Genomic DNA, 13,711 nt, shown 5'->3' with positions numbered 1-13,711 from the left:
TTGCTGGTTCCTCGTTTCCGAGGCTTGCTGCACGCATTCCGCGACATCGCGCCTTCCCTGAACCTGTGACGTCGCTGCGGGGCCGCTCCCCGAATCGGCGTTCGGGTGCATAAGAAAAGGACAAATAATGCGCTATCAGATCACGGGAAAACACATCGACATTGGCGACGCCCTTCAGGAGCACGTCACAACCGAACTGGGCAGCGTGCTGGACAAGTACGGTCAGCGCCCGACCGACGCGACGGTGGTTTTTTCGAAGGCGGCTCATGAATACCACTGCGAAGCGAACGTTCACCTGTCGAGCGGGCTGAACGCGGCCGCAAAGGGAAGTGCGACCGAGATTTATGCGGCGTTTGAGTCCTGCGCCGAAAAGATGGACAAGCAGCTGCGCCGTTACAAACGCCGGCTGAAGGATCATCACAAGGACCGCCCCGACCCGGTTGAACATATTGGGGCAGCCTCGTATATCCTCGCCAACGAAGCGGATTCGGGCGATGACGAACCTGAGACGCTACAGCCGATAATCGTGGCGGAGATGCAAACGCGCATTCCGTCGTTGTCGGTTGGGGAGGCCGTGATGCAGATGGAATTGGCGGGAGCGCCGGTCCTTGTGTTTCGAAACGAGAAAAAGGACGGCGTGAACGTCGTGTATCGGCGGGACGATGGCAACATCGGATGGATTGATCCATAAGGTCCAACCGCCACCGGAGCCCGATCCGCGCGACAACTGCGCCTCAGACACAGGCAAGACCCATGAAGTTTGTCGATCTCATCAAGCCGACGGCTGTGAAAGTTATCACTTCGACCTCCAGCAAGAAGCGCCTGATGCATGATGTCTCTGACTTGGCCGAAAGCGCGTATGGCCTGAGGTCACCGAATATCCTAGAGGCGCTGATGGAGCGTGAGGCACTGGGGCCGACAGGTGTCGGCCACGGTGTCGCCCTGCCGCATGCGCGGATTCAAGGAGTCGACTCCGTGGTGGGGGCCTTTATCCTGCTGGAGAAACCGATCGACTTTGACTCTGTCGATCGCCAGCCGGTGGATATCATCTTTGGCCTCTTCGCCCCCGAAGAGGCCGGGGTCGAGCACCTCAAGGCGTTGGCGCTGGTGTCGCGCAGCCTGCGTAACCCGGCGCTGTGCGCCAAATTGCGGGCCAATCCGGTGCCTGCGACGCTCTATACCATCCTGACCGCAGCCGAGGCCGAAAAGGCCGCCTGAGGCAAAGGGGCCACAGCGCCCCTATGGTCCGGAATTCCCCCGTTGGCGCAAAGGCGGCAGCGGGGTATACGCCCGTCGAACCGTCACACCCGATATAAAAGGAGGGCCGCACATGACCGCTATGCACATTGACGCCATTTCCTTGGATCGTCGGGGCCGCTGACCGTTTTGCCCTGCGGGGCAGGTTTCCAGCCCATCTGACGATCCGTCTTGCGGCCAAGTCTGGCCGTACCTCTGTTTTGAGAAAGACGGACCTATGGGCAATTCTCCCATTCGGACACCTGCGCGTGTCTGTGAATTCTATTCCGACAGTGCCTGGATCGAAGGCCGGGCGGTCGAGCAACTTCATGATGTCGCGGATTGGGCCGGGATGCGGGCGGTGGCCGCGTTTCCGGACCTGCACCCGGGCCGCTTTGGCCCCGTAGGTGGCGCGTTTCTGGCGGACCGGATCTATCCACAACTGATCGGGCCGGACATCGGCTGTGGCATGGCGCTGTTCCGGCTGGACCTGCCGCGCCGCAAGCTAAAGCTGGACAAGGCCGCGCGCCGGTTGCAGGCGCTGGAGACGGGCGCAGACCCCGCAACCGGTGCCGCGGCGATTGCCGGGACCGATGCGGCGCGGTTCGGCCCCTATGGACTGGGCACGCTGGGCGGCGGCAACCACTTTTGCGAGGTTCAGGTGGTCGATGCGCTGGCCGATCCGACAGTGGCATCCCGGTTGGGGCTGCAGGCAGGTGACCTATGCCTGCTGGTCCACAGCGGATCGCGCGGGCAGGGGGCGGCGGTATTCAGTGGCATTGCGGAAACCTGGAATGACGGGTTTGCGCCCGGCAGCGACGCGGCAGAGACCTACGTTGCCTTGCACGATGCGGCGCAGGTCTGGGCGCGGACAAACCGCGCGTTGATCGCCGAAGGCGCGGCAGAGGCGCTGCGCTGTGATGCGCGGCTGATCTGTGATGCGCCGCACAACCACCTTGAACGGCGGGCTGATGGCTGGCTGCACCGCAAAGGCGCGGCCGCGCCGGACAGGGGGCTGGCCCCGCTGGCCGGATCGCGGGACAGCCTCAGCTATCTCATGGCGGTGCCGGACGGCCCGCCAGAGGCATTGGGGTCTGTCTCACACGGGGCCGGGCGGCGCTATGACCGTGCGGCGATGCACGGGCGGATTCCCCGGGTAAAGTCGGAACTGGAGGCGATGCGCCAGACACGCTTTGGCGGGCGGGTGATCTGTACTGACCGTGATCTGCTGATCGAAGAGGCGGGCAGCGCCTACAAGGACACAGGCGCGGTGTTGCGCGACCTTGAAACCTTTGGCCTCGCAGAAGAGGTGGCCGCGTTTGCACCGCTGATCACCTTCAAGACCAGCAGGGAGGGCCGCCGATGACCTGTCTGTTGATCTCCAGCGGCAATGGACCGGGCGAATGCCAGCAAGCCACGGGCCATGTGCTGACGCGCATGAAAGAAGAGGCCGCGGAAATGGGCGTCACGCTGGATCTGGTTTGCCGTGGCGGTCGTAATGGGCCGGTATCTGCGGTGGCCGTGCTGTCCGGGGCGCGCGCCGACGATTTGGCCGCGCGCTGGACCGGGTCGTTGTTGTGGCGTTGCCCCAGCGCGCTGCGCCCGCGTCACAAACGCAAAACTTGGTTTGTGCAGGTCTTTCGCCTGCCTGATGCCGCGCGCGGTGCCGCAATCGACCCGCGCGCGGTCGAGATGGTGGCTATCCGCGCCGGAGGGCCGGGCGGGCAGCACCAGAACAAAACCTCCAGCGCGATCCGCGCGCGTTGGGGAGAGTATGCCGTTGTCGTCCGCGCCGAACGCTCACAGCATCAGAACCGACGTCTGGCACTTGCCCGCCTGCAGGCCTTGGCCGATGCCGACGCGGCAGAGGCGAAGGCCACACGGGACGGACAGGCGCATTGGCTGCATCATCAGGTCCAGCGCGGTGATCCGGTGCGGGTGTTTGACGGTCCGGGTTTTGTCGAAAGGGGGCAGCGGTAACAGGGGCGCCTTCGGGGCTCGTCGCTGCTTAAACACCCGAGAGGACGGGGCCAAAGGCAGGCGGGGCGCACTTGGATAGGTGCCCCGCTTTTGTGCTCAACCCGTCTCAGGCCCAATCATCGAAACCGAACATGACATAGTCACGCTGATAGGCATCACGGGCCAGCGTCTCAATCTGGTTGTCGTAGATCTCTGCCAGCGAATAGGGGGCGCTGTTGGCAACGGCCACCGGATCGGGCGGGTTTTCATGACCAACCTGCAGGGCAAGCGCGGGCAGATAGGCCTCCATCTCATCCTCGCGGACGATCATGTCGGGCAAGGTGAACTCTGCCATCCCCTCAAGGCACTGGGCCTGCGTGGCCCAATGTCCATCGACGCGCAACGCGGTCTGGCCGTTGAGGTTGGCCCTGACCCACGAAAGCCAGGCGGTGAATGCCTCGCGGTGCGCGTTCACATCGTAGTCGGCCCCCGGTTCCCCCTCGGGGATGGGAAAGCCATGCGCACGGCGCAGAACCTTGCGGATGCCGGGAAAGCTGCCCTTTTCGGTGGTCAGGATTTTGGAGCAAAAGGCATCATGCGCGCGCGCCAGTGGATGGCGGATCACGGTAAAGCTGCGGTGCCCGGGGCGGTCGCGCTTCCAGCCGCGCAGCGACCCTTGGGTGAACTTGTCGGCCAGCTTGCCCAGTCGCACACCGTCCAGCGCCGCCAGCCATTGCCGAACTGCGCGTTCCGGGCCAGACCGGATCGGCATATACAACAGCGGGGTATCGCGTGCGGCGATATAGGTGGGCACCACGGGGCCGCGACGCGGTTCGAAATTCGGCGTGCGGGACAGGTTGAACCGATCCAGCCGCGCCAATGAGGCCGACATCTCGACGTAGTTGTCGACCTTTTTCGCCGCGGGTTGCGGATTTTGCCGCTTCAGGGCGGTGTTCAAGCTGTCCAGTCGCGCCTCAATGCCCAGCCATTGCGCCAGCCCGTTCATGACCTCGACGTCCTGCAGATCCTCGTAGGCGACATAAAAAGCGGTCTGCCCGGTGGTCTGCAACGCGCGCAGCAATGTCACCTGAAACGCCTGCAATTCGGCGAGATGCGTCTCGAACTCTTCGGCATCGAAATGCGCCTGCGCGTCCTTGCGGCGCTTGACGTTGGTCAGTTTCCACTGGCCGGTGGCCTGCGCGATCTTCCAGCTGACATAGCTGTCGACCGGGTTCCGGGTCAGCACGATCTTGGCGGTGCGCGGGTCCGTCAGCAGCGGCTCCAGAACGCGCGGATCGTGGTCGTGAAAGTAGCGAAACCCGCCCAGCCCCTCTGGCGTGGCGGTGCGGATACGATCCAGCAGGGTGGCGGGCGTGCGGTCCCGCTCTTCCAGCGTCACGTCAAGGATATGCTCGGCATTCGGGTAGCCGATGAAATGTGGATTGAACGCCTCACCGTGGCAGGTCAGCCCGTCAAAGGCGTTCAGGTTCGCCTCTAGAAAGTTCGAGCCTGTCCGCATCTCGGCGAAGATCACGAAACAGTCGAAACGCTGGGACATGGGGGATCATTTCCTGACGAGATAGGGTTTTCGGGAGGTGCCGGGGCGGTTGCGGGGGATCGGGTCCACCGGGAAATCGCCCATCAGATAGGGGTGCATCCCCTGGTTCTTGAGGTTTTGCAGGAACTGGCCGAAACCGGATAGATCCACAAGGCGCGGTGCCTCTGCCAGACGGCGGGCGTTCTTTTGCCCGATCTCGTCAATCAGGGTCTGCAAGGGTTCCATTGGGGCCTCGATGAAATCGGCCATGGTCCATGTTCGGATGCGTGCCTTGACGTCGGGTTTGCGCAACTCATCCAGCATCTTGGCCTCTATCCGTTGCAGGCGCGCGGCCTCTGCCCGGATTTCGGCAAAGTCGGATTTGGACTGATACAGCGGCACCGCCCACGCGCCCGAAATCACGCTGATCTGCGCGTTCGGGTCCAGTGCCATATGGCGAAGCACGTCGGGATTGTCCGATGGCCCGTATTGGAAACACTGCCGCTCACCGCGCGTGTTCCACAACAGGTTGGTCAGAAACGCCTTGGGGTTGCCGTCCCGTGCCAGCGCATTGTCGGACAAAGCGCCGGCGACAACCGTTTCGCCACCTGCGAATTCGGCCCGGTCGGGGGCATAGAGGTGGCCATGCACCTGCGCGCCGGTGGACTTGGCCACCCAGCCCTCAAACCCTAGAAACAGCTCGGAGAAGCCTTGGAACACCGAGTATTTGCCGGCTGTGACGCCGTTTTCCCAGCCCATGCGCGGGAACCGGCTTTGCATATACAGGCCGGGGCGGCCACGGGTCCGGCGATCCACTGCCTTGGCAAAAATGCGGTCGATCTTGCCCGGATTTGGCTCTTGCCGTTGCTGGGCGGTGTTCGGGTTGGTCAGGAACGCCTCATACAGGCGATTGGCGCGCGGCCAGATCTTGCGCGCGACGAAACAGTCGGAACGCCGCAACAGTTGCAGGTGATCATCATAAAAGATGTGCGGTTTGCCCTGAAAGTCGAATTTCGACAGCGTCAGCGACCGGCTTTCTATCTGGGTGGAAAAGAGCCGCGCAAGGGTCTGGAAATAGCTTTCGTCAGGTATCCAGACGCGGCGGAAATAGCGGTCATGGCGCGGCCGTTCGGGGTCATTCAGGATGGCAGACAGGGTTTTGCGCGTCAGGCACCACCATTGGCTGCCCATGTGGGGCGTCAACCCCTCGGGGATGCGGCGCGTGTAGCCAGTGGCGCGTTGCAGGTCCACGAATTTGTCGAACAGATAGCGGTGTTTGCGCCATGAGAACGGGAATTGCAGGGTAAAGCGTTCATGGTCCAGCCCGCCGACGGTCCATGGAACATCTGCGGTTGTCGCGCTTTCGATGAAATCGGTGCGCGGGCGGTCGGCAAGGTAGGCGCGCAGTTCATCCACCGGACGCAGCGGCAGACAGGAGCCGGACGACAGGTAGACGTGCCGCACATCGGCAAAGCGGTCCAGCATCAGCTCTGACGCGTCTTGACTGGCGGCGACCAGTCCCCAAGTGCCCCATTCACAGCGATGGCGTTTGGAAAACAACACGGCGGGCAGATCGGCCAGCGCCTGTTGGAAAGCCCGGAAACGGTCCTTGGGCACCTTGGCGTCGACGTGGATCACCACCGGACAGCCGCCCTGCGACCAGTGCCGGGCGACCTGTTCGGCGCGGTCAAAGGCGGTGTGGACCAACAGGATGACACCCACGCTCATGCCCAGTTGCCCTTTGACATGAGGCCGAGAATCTCAAGCTGGCGCCAGTTGATGTATTTCTCTGACCATTTGCACCACAGGTCCGGATTGTCTTGCACTCCTTCGGCATAGGCGATGTATTCGCGGCTGGCGCCGTAGTGCTGGCCACGGTCCAATTCCTCTGCGGCTTTTTCGGAAAAGGTCGACAGGAATTTGGTGTGCAGCAGCAGGCCGCTGGCCTTTTCGCCGCCCCATTCGTCATAGACCTGATTCAGCCCGCGCGGCAGCAGGTTGTGGGTGGAGGACACATAGGCATAGCGGCGGTCCCATTTCACCAGCGGGATCTTGTTCAGGGCCGGGGCCAGTTTCGGCTTGTCGGCAAAGAACATGCGCGCACGCGGGCCGCCCTGAATCCACAGGTTGCCGAATTGCGGGTTCTTTTGGATCGAATAGTTGCCCGCATCGAACCAACTGGCGATCTCCAGCGGATCCTGTCCGGCCCGGTAGGGTTGCTGATCAATCCGCCCCTTGGGGTACATGTCCAGCAGCATCGCCGAGAACGATTTGATCGAAGAGGCATCCAGCCAGTCGGTCAGTGCGCTAAGGGGGCGGGTGTCGCAGAATGGATAAAGAAAGAACTCATCCGGGTCGACGGTCAGCGCCCAGTGGCCATGCGCGTATTGCCTTTGCAACCAGTTGAGCCAGTCGACGCCAAACCGCGCGCGTTTATAGCTGGCTTGCGTGGTCCAGACAGAGACATCCGGTTGTTCAGCAAGGTAGTTGAGCGACCCGTCGGTGCTGTCATTGTCGACAAAGAAGAAGTGGCTGACACCCATTTCACGGTAGTATCGCAGGAAATAAGGCAGGCGGATGCCCTCATTGCGCTGGGTCGAAAACAGCAGGATGCCAGAGGGGCGGATTTGGTCGGTGCGATTGGCGACCGGGCGCAATTCACGCCGTTTGCGAAAGGCGCGGATAAGCCAGCGTTTCCGCTGCAACCTCAGACGGTATGCCTGCCATGCGCCCAAAGCCTTGCCTCTTGTCCTGCGCCCCTAGGGCCGCTTTTATCCGGTGTCGGCTATCAGGTCAGGGTTAAGACCGCCTTGAAATGCGCCTCCCATGTCGGGGGGGCAAAACGTTGCGCCTGCTCTGCGCGGGTCTGATCTGACGGGTGATCCGCAGCCATCCGGTTGATTTCTTTGCGCCAAAGATAACGGTCCGAAACATTTGCGTAAACGGGAATGTCGCCCAATACCTCGCGATAAATGGGCAGATCGTTCACCAGAACGGGTGCGCCAAGGGCTGCGGCCTCGACCGGGGGCAGGCCATACCCCTCTGCAAAGCTGGGAAAGAGCAATCCAGCGGACCTTTGCAAGAGCGCCGCAACCTGTCCGTCATCCAGCCCGGGCAATTCATGAACGCGGGGCGGCCGGGTGTCGAGGCGGTCAAAGACGGCGTGGTTTTCCCAGCCACGACTTCCGCAGATCAGCAGGTGGGCGTCGGGGATGTCGTCCCAGAGATCCAGCAACAGGGCATGGTTCTTGCGTGGTTCGATCGTCCCGAGTGTGACAAAATAGGGGGTGGTCCATGGTCCCTGCGGGGCCACGGTTGGCTGTGTCAGGTCCAGACCAAGGGGGGCAGAGATCGTCGGGGGCACGCGGTCCTCCGCCAGATGACGGCCAAGGTCGGTCTCTGTCTGGTGTGAGTTGCAGATGATCAGATCGGCGCTTTCTGCGGCCCGTGTCAGGAAGTGGCGGAATTTCTCTACGGTGCCAAGGCGCTGGTATTGCGGCACGTCCAGCGGGATGGTGTCATGCACAAAGACCGACACGCGCGCGCCGATGCTGCGCAAAGCTGACAGGACGCGGTCCGTCAGATTGGTGTGGCCGGTGTTCACATAGGTGATGCCGGGTGGCAAATGTCGGCGCAACATGGGCGACAGGCGCAGCGGCAGGCATCGCGCGGTGCAGATCCGGCGCAGATCGGATTCCGCGTGCGCGCGCATCGGGTCCAGCCCGCGTTTGATCCGCGACAGCCGGTCCGCCGGTCCCCAGTCCCCTGACAGCACCTTGTCCCGGAAGGCAGCGCAGCCAACGGCGTCCAGCAGGACGTAGCCCAGTGAGGTGCGCACCAGCCCCCAGAGGGGGCCGTGTCGCAACATGTGGGTCAGATAGGCAAATTCGACACGGTCCACCCCGGTCAGGGGACGGCCCGCCCGGCTGGTCAGCCGGGTCAGGTCCAGCAGGCGGTTACGCTGTGTAGTGACCATTCTTGTGCCAGCGCCACGCATCGGCGATCATCTGCGGCATGGTCGAGCGCGCCGGGCTCCAGCCCAACTCTTCATCCGCGCGGGTCGAGCCGGAGACGAGTTTTGTCGCATCGCCAGCGCGGCGCGGACCGTCGGTGCAGGGCACGGCCATGTTGGTGACATGACCTGCCGCGTCGATCACCTCGCGCACGGAAAAGCCGCGCCCGGTGCCAAGGTTGAAAACCCGGCTGCCTTTGCCGTCCTGTAGCCATCGCAGACCCAGAATATGCGCATCCACCAGATCCATCACATGTACATAGTCACGGATGCAGGTGCCGTCAGGCGTGTCGTAATCAGTGCCATGTACGGTCAGGCCGGGGCGTTTGCCGTCAACCGCCTCTAGCATGACCGGGATCAGGTGTGTTTCTGGGCGGTGATATTCGCCCACCTCGCCCTCGGGATCGGCGCCCGCCACGTTGAAATAGCGAAAGATCACCGATTTCATGCCATGGGACGCGCCGAAGTCGCGCAGGATGTTTTCAACCGCGCGCTTGGACGCGCCGTAGGCGTTCAACGGCTCCTGTGGCGTGTTTTCGTCCAGCACCACGTTGTCATGCTCGCCATAGGTGGCGCAGGTGGAGGAGAACACGAAATCAAGACATCCAGCGGCGCAGGCGGCCTCGATCAGGGTCAGCGAGCCTTCGACGTTGTTGCGCCAGTAGAGGCCGGGTTTGGCCATCGCCTCACCAACCTGACTGAGGGCCGCGAAATGCATCACCGCCACCGGCTGCCATTTGGCAAAGACCTCATCCAGACGGGCACGGTCTGACAGCGCGCCCTGTTCGAACGGGCCAAATTTGACCGCGTCCTGCCAGCCGGTCGACAGGTTGTCATAGGTGACAGGCGTATAGCCCGCCGCCCGCAGCGCCTTGCAAGCGTGGCTGCCGATATATCCTGCTCCGCCGGTGACCAGAACGTGCGCCATCTGGCTTATTCCGCCGCCTTGCGAGAAATCGCCAGTTCGTCCAGGTAGGCCCCCAGATCGCCCTTCAATTCATTGCGCGCCAGACCAAAGGCAACGGTGGCCTGTAGGAAACCGGCCTTGGACCCACAGTCGAACCGTTGGCCGTTGAAGCGGTAGCCGTAAACACCGCTTCCGTTGATTTCCTTGTCGATCGCGTCGGTCAACTGGATTTCGCCCCCGGCGCCGGTCTGCGGATTTTCCAGATGCTTGAACACGTCTGGTGTCAGGATGTAGCGGCCAATTACGGCCAGGTTTGATGGTGCCTGATCGGCGGGCGGCTTTTCGACCATTCCCTTGACCTTGACCATCTGACCCATGTCCTCGGAGATATCCAGAACGCCATAGGCGCTGACACGATCTTGCGGAACCTCCATCGCGGCGACCATGCAGCCGCCGGTCTGTTCATAGGCCTCGACCATCTGCTGAAGGCAGGGTTTTTCGGCGGCGATCACATCGTCGGGCAGCATGACGGCAAAGGGCTGATCGCCAATCAGACGGCGCGCGCACCAGATGGCGTGGCCCAGACCCAGCGCCTTGTGCTGGCGGATATAGGCGATCTCACCGCTGTCCATGTTGGTGGACAACAGAATGTCCAGAAGTTGATCCTTGCCCTTGCGGCGCAGTTCTTCTTCCAACTGCGGGGCGACGTCGAAATAGTCCTCTAGCGCGCCTTTGCCGCGCGAGGTGACAAAGATAAATTCCTCGATCCCGGCGGCGCGGGCCTCATCAATCGCGTATTGTACCAGCGGGCGATCAACCAGCGTCATGATCTCCTTTGGAACGGATTTGGTGGCGGGAAGAAAACGGGTGCCTAGCCCCGCCACAGGAAAGATCGCCTTGGTGACTTTCTTTTTCATTTCAGTCTCCGTCTGTTTTTGCCGCCCGGTCCCTTTGGCCGCCAATCGCGGGGCCTTATCGCACGGAATGGCAAAAAACTTAGGTAAAAATATGTTCCCAATATGTCGTCATGTCGGGCTATCGATCCGCAAAATCCGCGCTAGCCGCGCTGTTTCCGCACTCGCATAATCTCTGATGAGAGGCGAGAAGAAAAGAGCTGCAAGCGGATTGCCGGACTGTCGCGATCACTCTGCCCAAAAAGACCGCCTGATTGTTCCCAGACCCCATCAGAGGTAAAACTGACACGGTGGCGGCGGACTGTCGGCGAAAACAAGAACAGGCTGACGATGGCGCCGTCGCGGACCGCCTGCGCCGCTTTGACGCGCTGCCGCGCGGCCTGCCACGGTCTTCCGGCAAGGCAGACACGCGGGGCGTCCGGACGTCCGGGATAGGGCAAAAACCTCTGATCGGGGGGGGGCAGGGCCGGGGTCGCCCCAAACTTGCGGCTGGTGCCGTCCTGTGCGCCGCGCCTCAAGCCACGCATCAGGCGCGCCACATCTGACGGGTCCAGTTGGCCGCTCTGCATGAAGCGCAGCAGGCGTGCGCGCTGTCCGTCCGCAAAGGTGCGCCATGCTGCGTCCCTGTCGGTTTCGGAACAATGCTTGCGCAAAAAGACCATCTGCGACGCACCGATCTCTGTCAGGTCGCGCGGGCTGCGGTCGCGAGCGCGCCGGGCGCTTTCGGCGTATCCGTGATGGACCTGCGCCATTGGCACCAGCGCAGTCCGATGGCCCGCTGCAGTCAGGCGCAGGTTCAGATCGGTTTCATCAAGATAAAAGCGGAACGCCGGGTCAAAGCCGCCAAGCGCGGACAGCACATCGCGGCGCACTGCCATATTGGTGCCTTCGGTCTTGATCGCCTGTCCTTGCGGCGGGGTGGGTTTTGCGGGGGCATCGCCGGTCAAGGCCAGCGGGTGCGCGTCGCCTGTTTTGTCGACACTGCGCGATGTCCACTGAAAAGAAATGCCATTCCGCCCGATCACATAGCCCCCGGCGCAGGCCACCTGTGGATCGTCGAACGGGCCGGTCAGGTGCCGCAGCCACAGCGGTTCCGGCACCGCGTCGTCGTCGATAAAGGCCGTAATCTCTCCGGACGCGGCGGCAATTCCCAGATTGCGGGCGGCAGAGATGTTGGGTTCATCAAAACGGATCAGCTTGATATGGTTGGCGTCAGGCCGGGCCGCCGTGGCGTCGGCGCCTGCGGGGCAGGCGACGACAACGATTTCAAACAGGGCGTAGTCCAGTTGGCCGACCCCGGTCAGGCAGCGCATCAGCGCGGCCGGTCGGCCCCGGCTGACGATGACGATGCTGACCGGCAGGGTCATATGGGGACTCAGCCCTCTTTCAGATCCACACCCGGAGCGTAGGCGATGAAGAACGGGTTGGCGAAGCCTTCCTTGCCGTAGGCCAGCGCGGTGTGATCGTCAAAGCGCACCACGCGCCCGCCCGCGCCGTTCAGAACAGCGTGACCGGCGGCCGTATCCCATTCCATAGTGCGGCCAAGCCGGGGGTAGAGATCGGCCTCGCCCGTGGCGACAAGGCAGAATTTCAGCGACGACCCGGCGCTGGTCATGTCTTTGACGTCGTATTTGGCGATATAGTCGTCGGTGGCCTGATCACGGTGCGATTTTGACGCCACAACCATCAGCGAGTCGTTTTTGGGCGCCGTGACCTTGATCGGCTTGGTTTCCCCGCGCGTTTCCAGATCGAAAGGTCCCGCCTCTTCGACCGAGTTGCCGACGCTGTCGGTATAGAACATGCGGCCCTTGGCGGGAGCATAAACCACACCTCGCGTCGGCACTCCGTCCTCGACCAGCGCGATATTCACGGTGAAATCGCCGCGCCGTTTGATGAATTCCTTGGTGCCGTCCAGCGGATCGACGATCAGAAAGGTCTTGGCGGTGACATCATGGCTGTCGGCCTGTTCCTCTGTCACCAATGCGGTGTCCGGAAAAGCGGCGCGCAATCCGTCCGAGATCAGCGCGTCGGCGGCCTGATCGGCCACGGTGACGGGGCTGTCGTCGGATTTGACCATGACCTCAAAATCGTCGGAGTTGTAGATCTCCATGATCTTCTCTCCGGCCTCCAGAGCCAGACGGCGCATCACGGTGGTCAGTTCGGAATAATTCATTTCATGGCTCCAAGACGCGCGGCCTGCGCGAATTTATTGATTTGAAAGCTCGCGCGCCTTATGGTGCGGGTCAACAAGAACGGCAAGTGTGCGGCCTGTCGCGGGCACGCATTCGGAGCAGGCAGCATGTTTCAGGTTACTCGTCCCCGGTCCCGGCTGGAATCCTTCGTCTATATCCTCGAACTGATTTATCACAATTCGGTCCGTTCGGTGCGCAAGACGCATGGAAACGCCTTCATGGCGATCTTTATGAACATGTTGCAGACGATCATCTTCGTCTTGGCGTTCTACTTCATGTTCCAGATTCTCGGGATGCGCAGCGCCGCCCTTCGGGGCGATTTCATGGTCTACATCATGACAGGTGTCTTCCTGTTCATGACCCATACCAAGACACTGGGCGCAGTGTCCTCGTCCGAGGGGCCCGCCAGCCCGATGATGCAGCACGCGCCGATGAACACCGCCATTGCCATCATCTCTGCTATGGTGTCGACCCTGTATATCCAGATCCTGTCGCTGTTCGCGATCCTGTTTGTCTACGACGTGGCCTTTAACCCCTTTGTGATGGAGGACATTCACGACCCCATCGGGTGCCTTGCCATGGTCATCCTGTCGTGGTTCTCCGGCGCCGCCATCGGGCTGGTCTTTCTGGCGGTCAAACCGTGGTTTCCGACTCCGGTCAGCATTATCTCGACCGTGTACCAACGGGCCAACATGATCGCCTCGGGCAAGATGTTCGTTGCCAATACACTGCCCAGTTCCATGCTGGCCATGTTCGATTGGAATCCCCTGTTCCATACCATCGACCAGTCGCGCGGGTACGCTTTTGTAGATTACAACCCCCGGAATTCTGACTGGGAATATGCATTTTATCTGAGTATCATTCTGGTGATGATTGGTCTTATGGGTGAGTTCTACACCCGCAAACACGCCTCGGCCTCGTGGAGCGCGCGCCGCTGACGCGCCCGCTCTCCCC

The 13,711-nt window shown here is 62.0% G+C and carries 13 protein-coding genes; 5 read left to right on the top strand and 8 right to left on the bottom strand.

Features of this window, described 5'->3' with window-relative positions; translation table 11 throughout:
- The first annotated feature begins 127 nt into the window (after nucleotides 1-127).
- The 4 genes from hpf to ANTHELSMS3_RS03975 all read left to right on the top strand — a co-directional run bounded on the left by hpf (nucleotide 128) and on the right by ANTHELSMS3_RS03975 (nucleotide 3,216).
- A complete protein-coding gene (hpf, locus tag ANTHELSMS3_RS03990) occupies nucleotides 128-691 on the top strand; it encodes a ribosome hibernation-promoting factor, HPF/YfiA family (protein ID WP_094033747.1) in 564 nt (187 codons plus the stop codon).
- A 62-nt stretch (nucleotides 692-753) separates the two neighbouring features.
- A complete protein-coding gene (locus ANTHELSMS3_RS03985; RefSeq protein WP_094033746.1) occupies nucleotides 754-1,218 on the top strand; it encodes a PTS sugar transporter subunit IIA in 465 nt (154 codons plus the stop codon).
- Between the two features lie 256 nt (nucleotides 1,219-1,474).
- Nucleotides 1,475-2,602 carry an RNA ligase RtcB family protein gene (locus ANTHELSMS3_RS03980; protein WP_094033745.1) on the top strand — a complete coding sequence of 376 codons (1,128 nt, stop codon included), beginning with the start codon at nucleotides 1,475-1,477 and terminating at the stop codon, nucleotides 2,600-2,602.
- The gene (locus ANTHELSMS3_RS03975; RefSeq protein WP_094033744.1) at nucleotides 2,599-3,216 is read left to right on the top strand and encodes a peptide chain release factor-like protein; all 618 of its coding nucleotides are present in this window, start codon (nucleotides 2,599-2,601) and stop codon (nucleotides 3,214-3,216) included. The genes ANTHELSMS3_RS03980 and ANTHELSMS3_RS03975 overlap by 4 nt, the downstream gene beginning before the upstream one ends.
- 106 nt (nucleotides 3,217-3,322) lie before the next feature.
- Here ANTHELSMS3_RS03975 and ANTHELSMS3_RS03970 read toward each other — a convergent pair whose 3' ends face one another.
- The 8 genes from ANTHELSMS3_RS03970 to cysQ form a co-directional block, all read right to left on the bottom strand.
- Nucleotides 3,323-4,753 (bottom strand): sulfotransferase family 2 domain-containing protein, encoded by a 1,431-nt coding sequence (locus ANTHELSMS3_RS03970; RefSeq protein WP_094033743.1) that lies wholly within the window; start codon nucleotides 4,751-4,753, stop codon nucleotides 3,323-3,325.
- Between the two features lie 6 nt (nucleotides 4,754-4,759).
- Nucleotides 4,760-6,460 carry a DUF5927 domain-containing protein gene (locus ANTHELSMS3_RS03965; RefSeq protein ID WP_094033742.1) on the bottom strand — a complete coding sequence of 567 codons (1,701 nt, stop codon included), beginning with the start codon at nucleotides 6,458-6,460 and terminating at the stop codon, nucleotides 4,760-4,762.
- Entirely contained in the window at nucleotides 6,457-7,467 is a 1,011-nt protein-coding gene (locus ANTHELSMS3_RS03960; protein WP_094033741.1) for a glycosyltransferase family 2 protein, read from the bottom strand. Before ANTHELSMS3_RS03960 ends, ANTHELSMS3_RS03965 begins: the two co-directional genes overlap by 4 nt.
- A gap of 53 nt (nucleotides 7,468-7,520) precedes the next feature.
- Nucleotides 7,521-8,708: a glycosyltransferase family 4 protein gene (locus tag ANTHELSMS3_RS03955; RefSeq protein WP_094033740.1), complete on the bottom strand. Its 1,188-nt coding sequence runs from the start codon at nucleotides 8,706-8,708 to the stop codon at nucleotides 7,521-7,523.
- A complete protein-coding gene (gene galE, locus ANTHELSMS3_RS03950) occupies nucleotides 8,689-9,672 on the bottom strand; it encodes a UDP-glucose 4-epimerase GalE (RefSeq protein ID WP_094033739.1) in 984 nt (327 codons plus the stop codon). The genes ANTHELSMS3_RS03955 and galE overlap by 20 nt, the downstream gene beginning before the upstream one ends.
- Nucleotides 9,673-9,677: 5 nt before the next feature.
- Entirely contained in the window at nucleotides 9,678-10,568 is an 891-nt protein-coding gene (gene galU, locus ANTHELSMS3_RS03945; RefSeq protein ID WP_094036911.1) for a UTP--glucose-1-phosphate uridylyltransferase GalU, read from the bottom strand.
- 140 nt (nucleotides 10,569-10,708) lie between these two features.
- The gene (locus tag ANTHELSMS3_RS03940) at nucleotides 10,709-11,932 is read right to left on the bottom strand and encodes a glycosyltransferase family 2 protein (RefSeq protein WP_094033738.1); all 1,224 of its coding nucleotides are present in this window, start codon (nucleotides 11,930-11,932) and stop codon (nucleotides 10,709-10,711) included.
- 8 nt (nucleotides 11,933-11,940) lie between these two features.
- The gene (cysQ, locus tag ANTHELSMS3_RS03935) at nucleotides 11,941-12,738 is read right to left on the bottom strand and encodes a 3'(2'),5'-bisphosphate nucleotidase CysQ (protein ID WP_094033737.1); all 798 of its coding nucleotides are present in this window, start codon (nucleotides 12,736-12,738) and stop codon (nucleotides 11,941-11,943) included.
- Nucleotides 12,739-12,864: 126 nt separating this feature from the next.
- On the opposite strand from cysQ, the gene ANTHELSMS3_RS03930 reads away from it, so the two are divergent.
- Nucleotides 12,865-13,695 carry an ABC transporter permease gene (locus tag ANTHELSMS3_RS03930; protein WP_094036910.1) on the top strand — a complete coding sequence of 277 codons (831 nt, stop codon included), beginning with the start codon at nucleotides 12,865-12,867 and terminating at the stop codon, nucleotides 13,693-13,695.
- Nucleotides 13,696-13,711 lie beyond the last annotated feature (16 nt).

It is taken from the genome of Antarctobacter heliothermus (assembly GCF_002237555.1).
In the GTDB taxonomy this organism is placed as follows: Bacteria; Pseudomonadota; Alphaproteobacteria; order Rhodobacterales; family Rhodobacteraceae; genus Antarctobacter; species Antarctobacter heliothermus_B.
The sequence above is the reverse complement of the archived record's forward strand: the minus strand, read 5'-3'. Positions and strand labels throughout refer to the sequence as shown.

Coding starts and splice junctions, on each gene's coding strand:
- hpf (WP_094033747.1), top strand. CDS start 128: ATGCGCTATCAGATCACGGGAAAACACATCGACATTGGCGACGCCCTT.
- ANTHELSMS3_RS03985 (WP_094033746.1), top strand. CDS start 754: ATGAAGTTTGTCGATCTCATCAAGCCGACGGCTGTGAAAGTTATCACT.
- ANTHELSMS3_RS03980 (WP_094033745.1), top strand. CDS start 1,475: ATGGGCAATTCTCCCATTCGGACACCTGCGCGTGTCTGTGAATTCTAT.
- ANTHELSMS3_RS03975 (WP_094033744.1), top strand. CDS start 2,599: ATGACCTGTCTGTTGATCTCCAGCGGCAATGGACCGGGCGAATGCCAG.
- ANTHELSMS3_RS03970 (WP_094033743.1), bottom strand. CDS start 4,753: ATGTCCCAGCGTTTCGACTGTTTCGTGATCTTCGCCGAGATGCGGACA.
- ANTHELSMS3_RS03965 (WP_094033742.1), bottom strand. CDS start 6,460: ATGAGCGTGGGTGTCATCCTGTTGGTCCACACCGCCTTTGACCGCGCC.
- ANTHELSMS3_RS03955 (WP_094033740.1), bottom strand. CDS start 8,708: ATGGTCACTACACAGCGTAACCGCCTGCTGGACCTGACCCGGCTGACC.
- galE (WP_094033739.1), bottom strand. CDS start 9,672: ATGGCGCACGTTCTGGTCACCGGCGGAGCAGGATATATCGGCAGCCAC.
- galU (WP_094036911.1), bottom strand. CDS start 10,568: ATGAAAAAGAAAGTCACCAAGGCGATCTTTCCTGTGGCGGGGCTAGGC.
- ANTHELSMS3_RS03940 (WP_094033738.1), bottom strand. CDS start 11,932: ATGACCCTGCCGGTCAGCATCGTCATCGTCAGCCGGGGCCGACCGGCC.
- cysQ (WP_094033737.1), bottom strand. CDS start 12,738: ATGAATTATTCCGAACTGACCACCGTGATGCGCCGTCTGGCTCTGGAG.
- ANTHELSMS3_RS03930 (WP_094036910.1), top strand. CDS start 12,865: ATGTTTCAGGTTACTCGTCCCCGGTCCCGGCTGGAATCCTTCGTCTAT.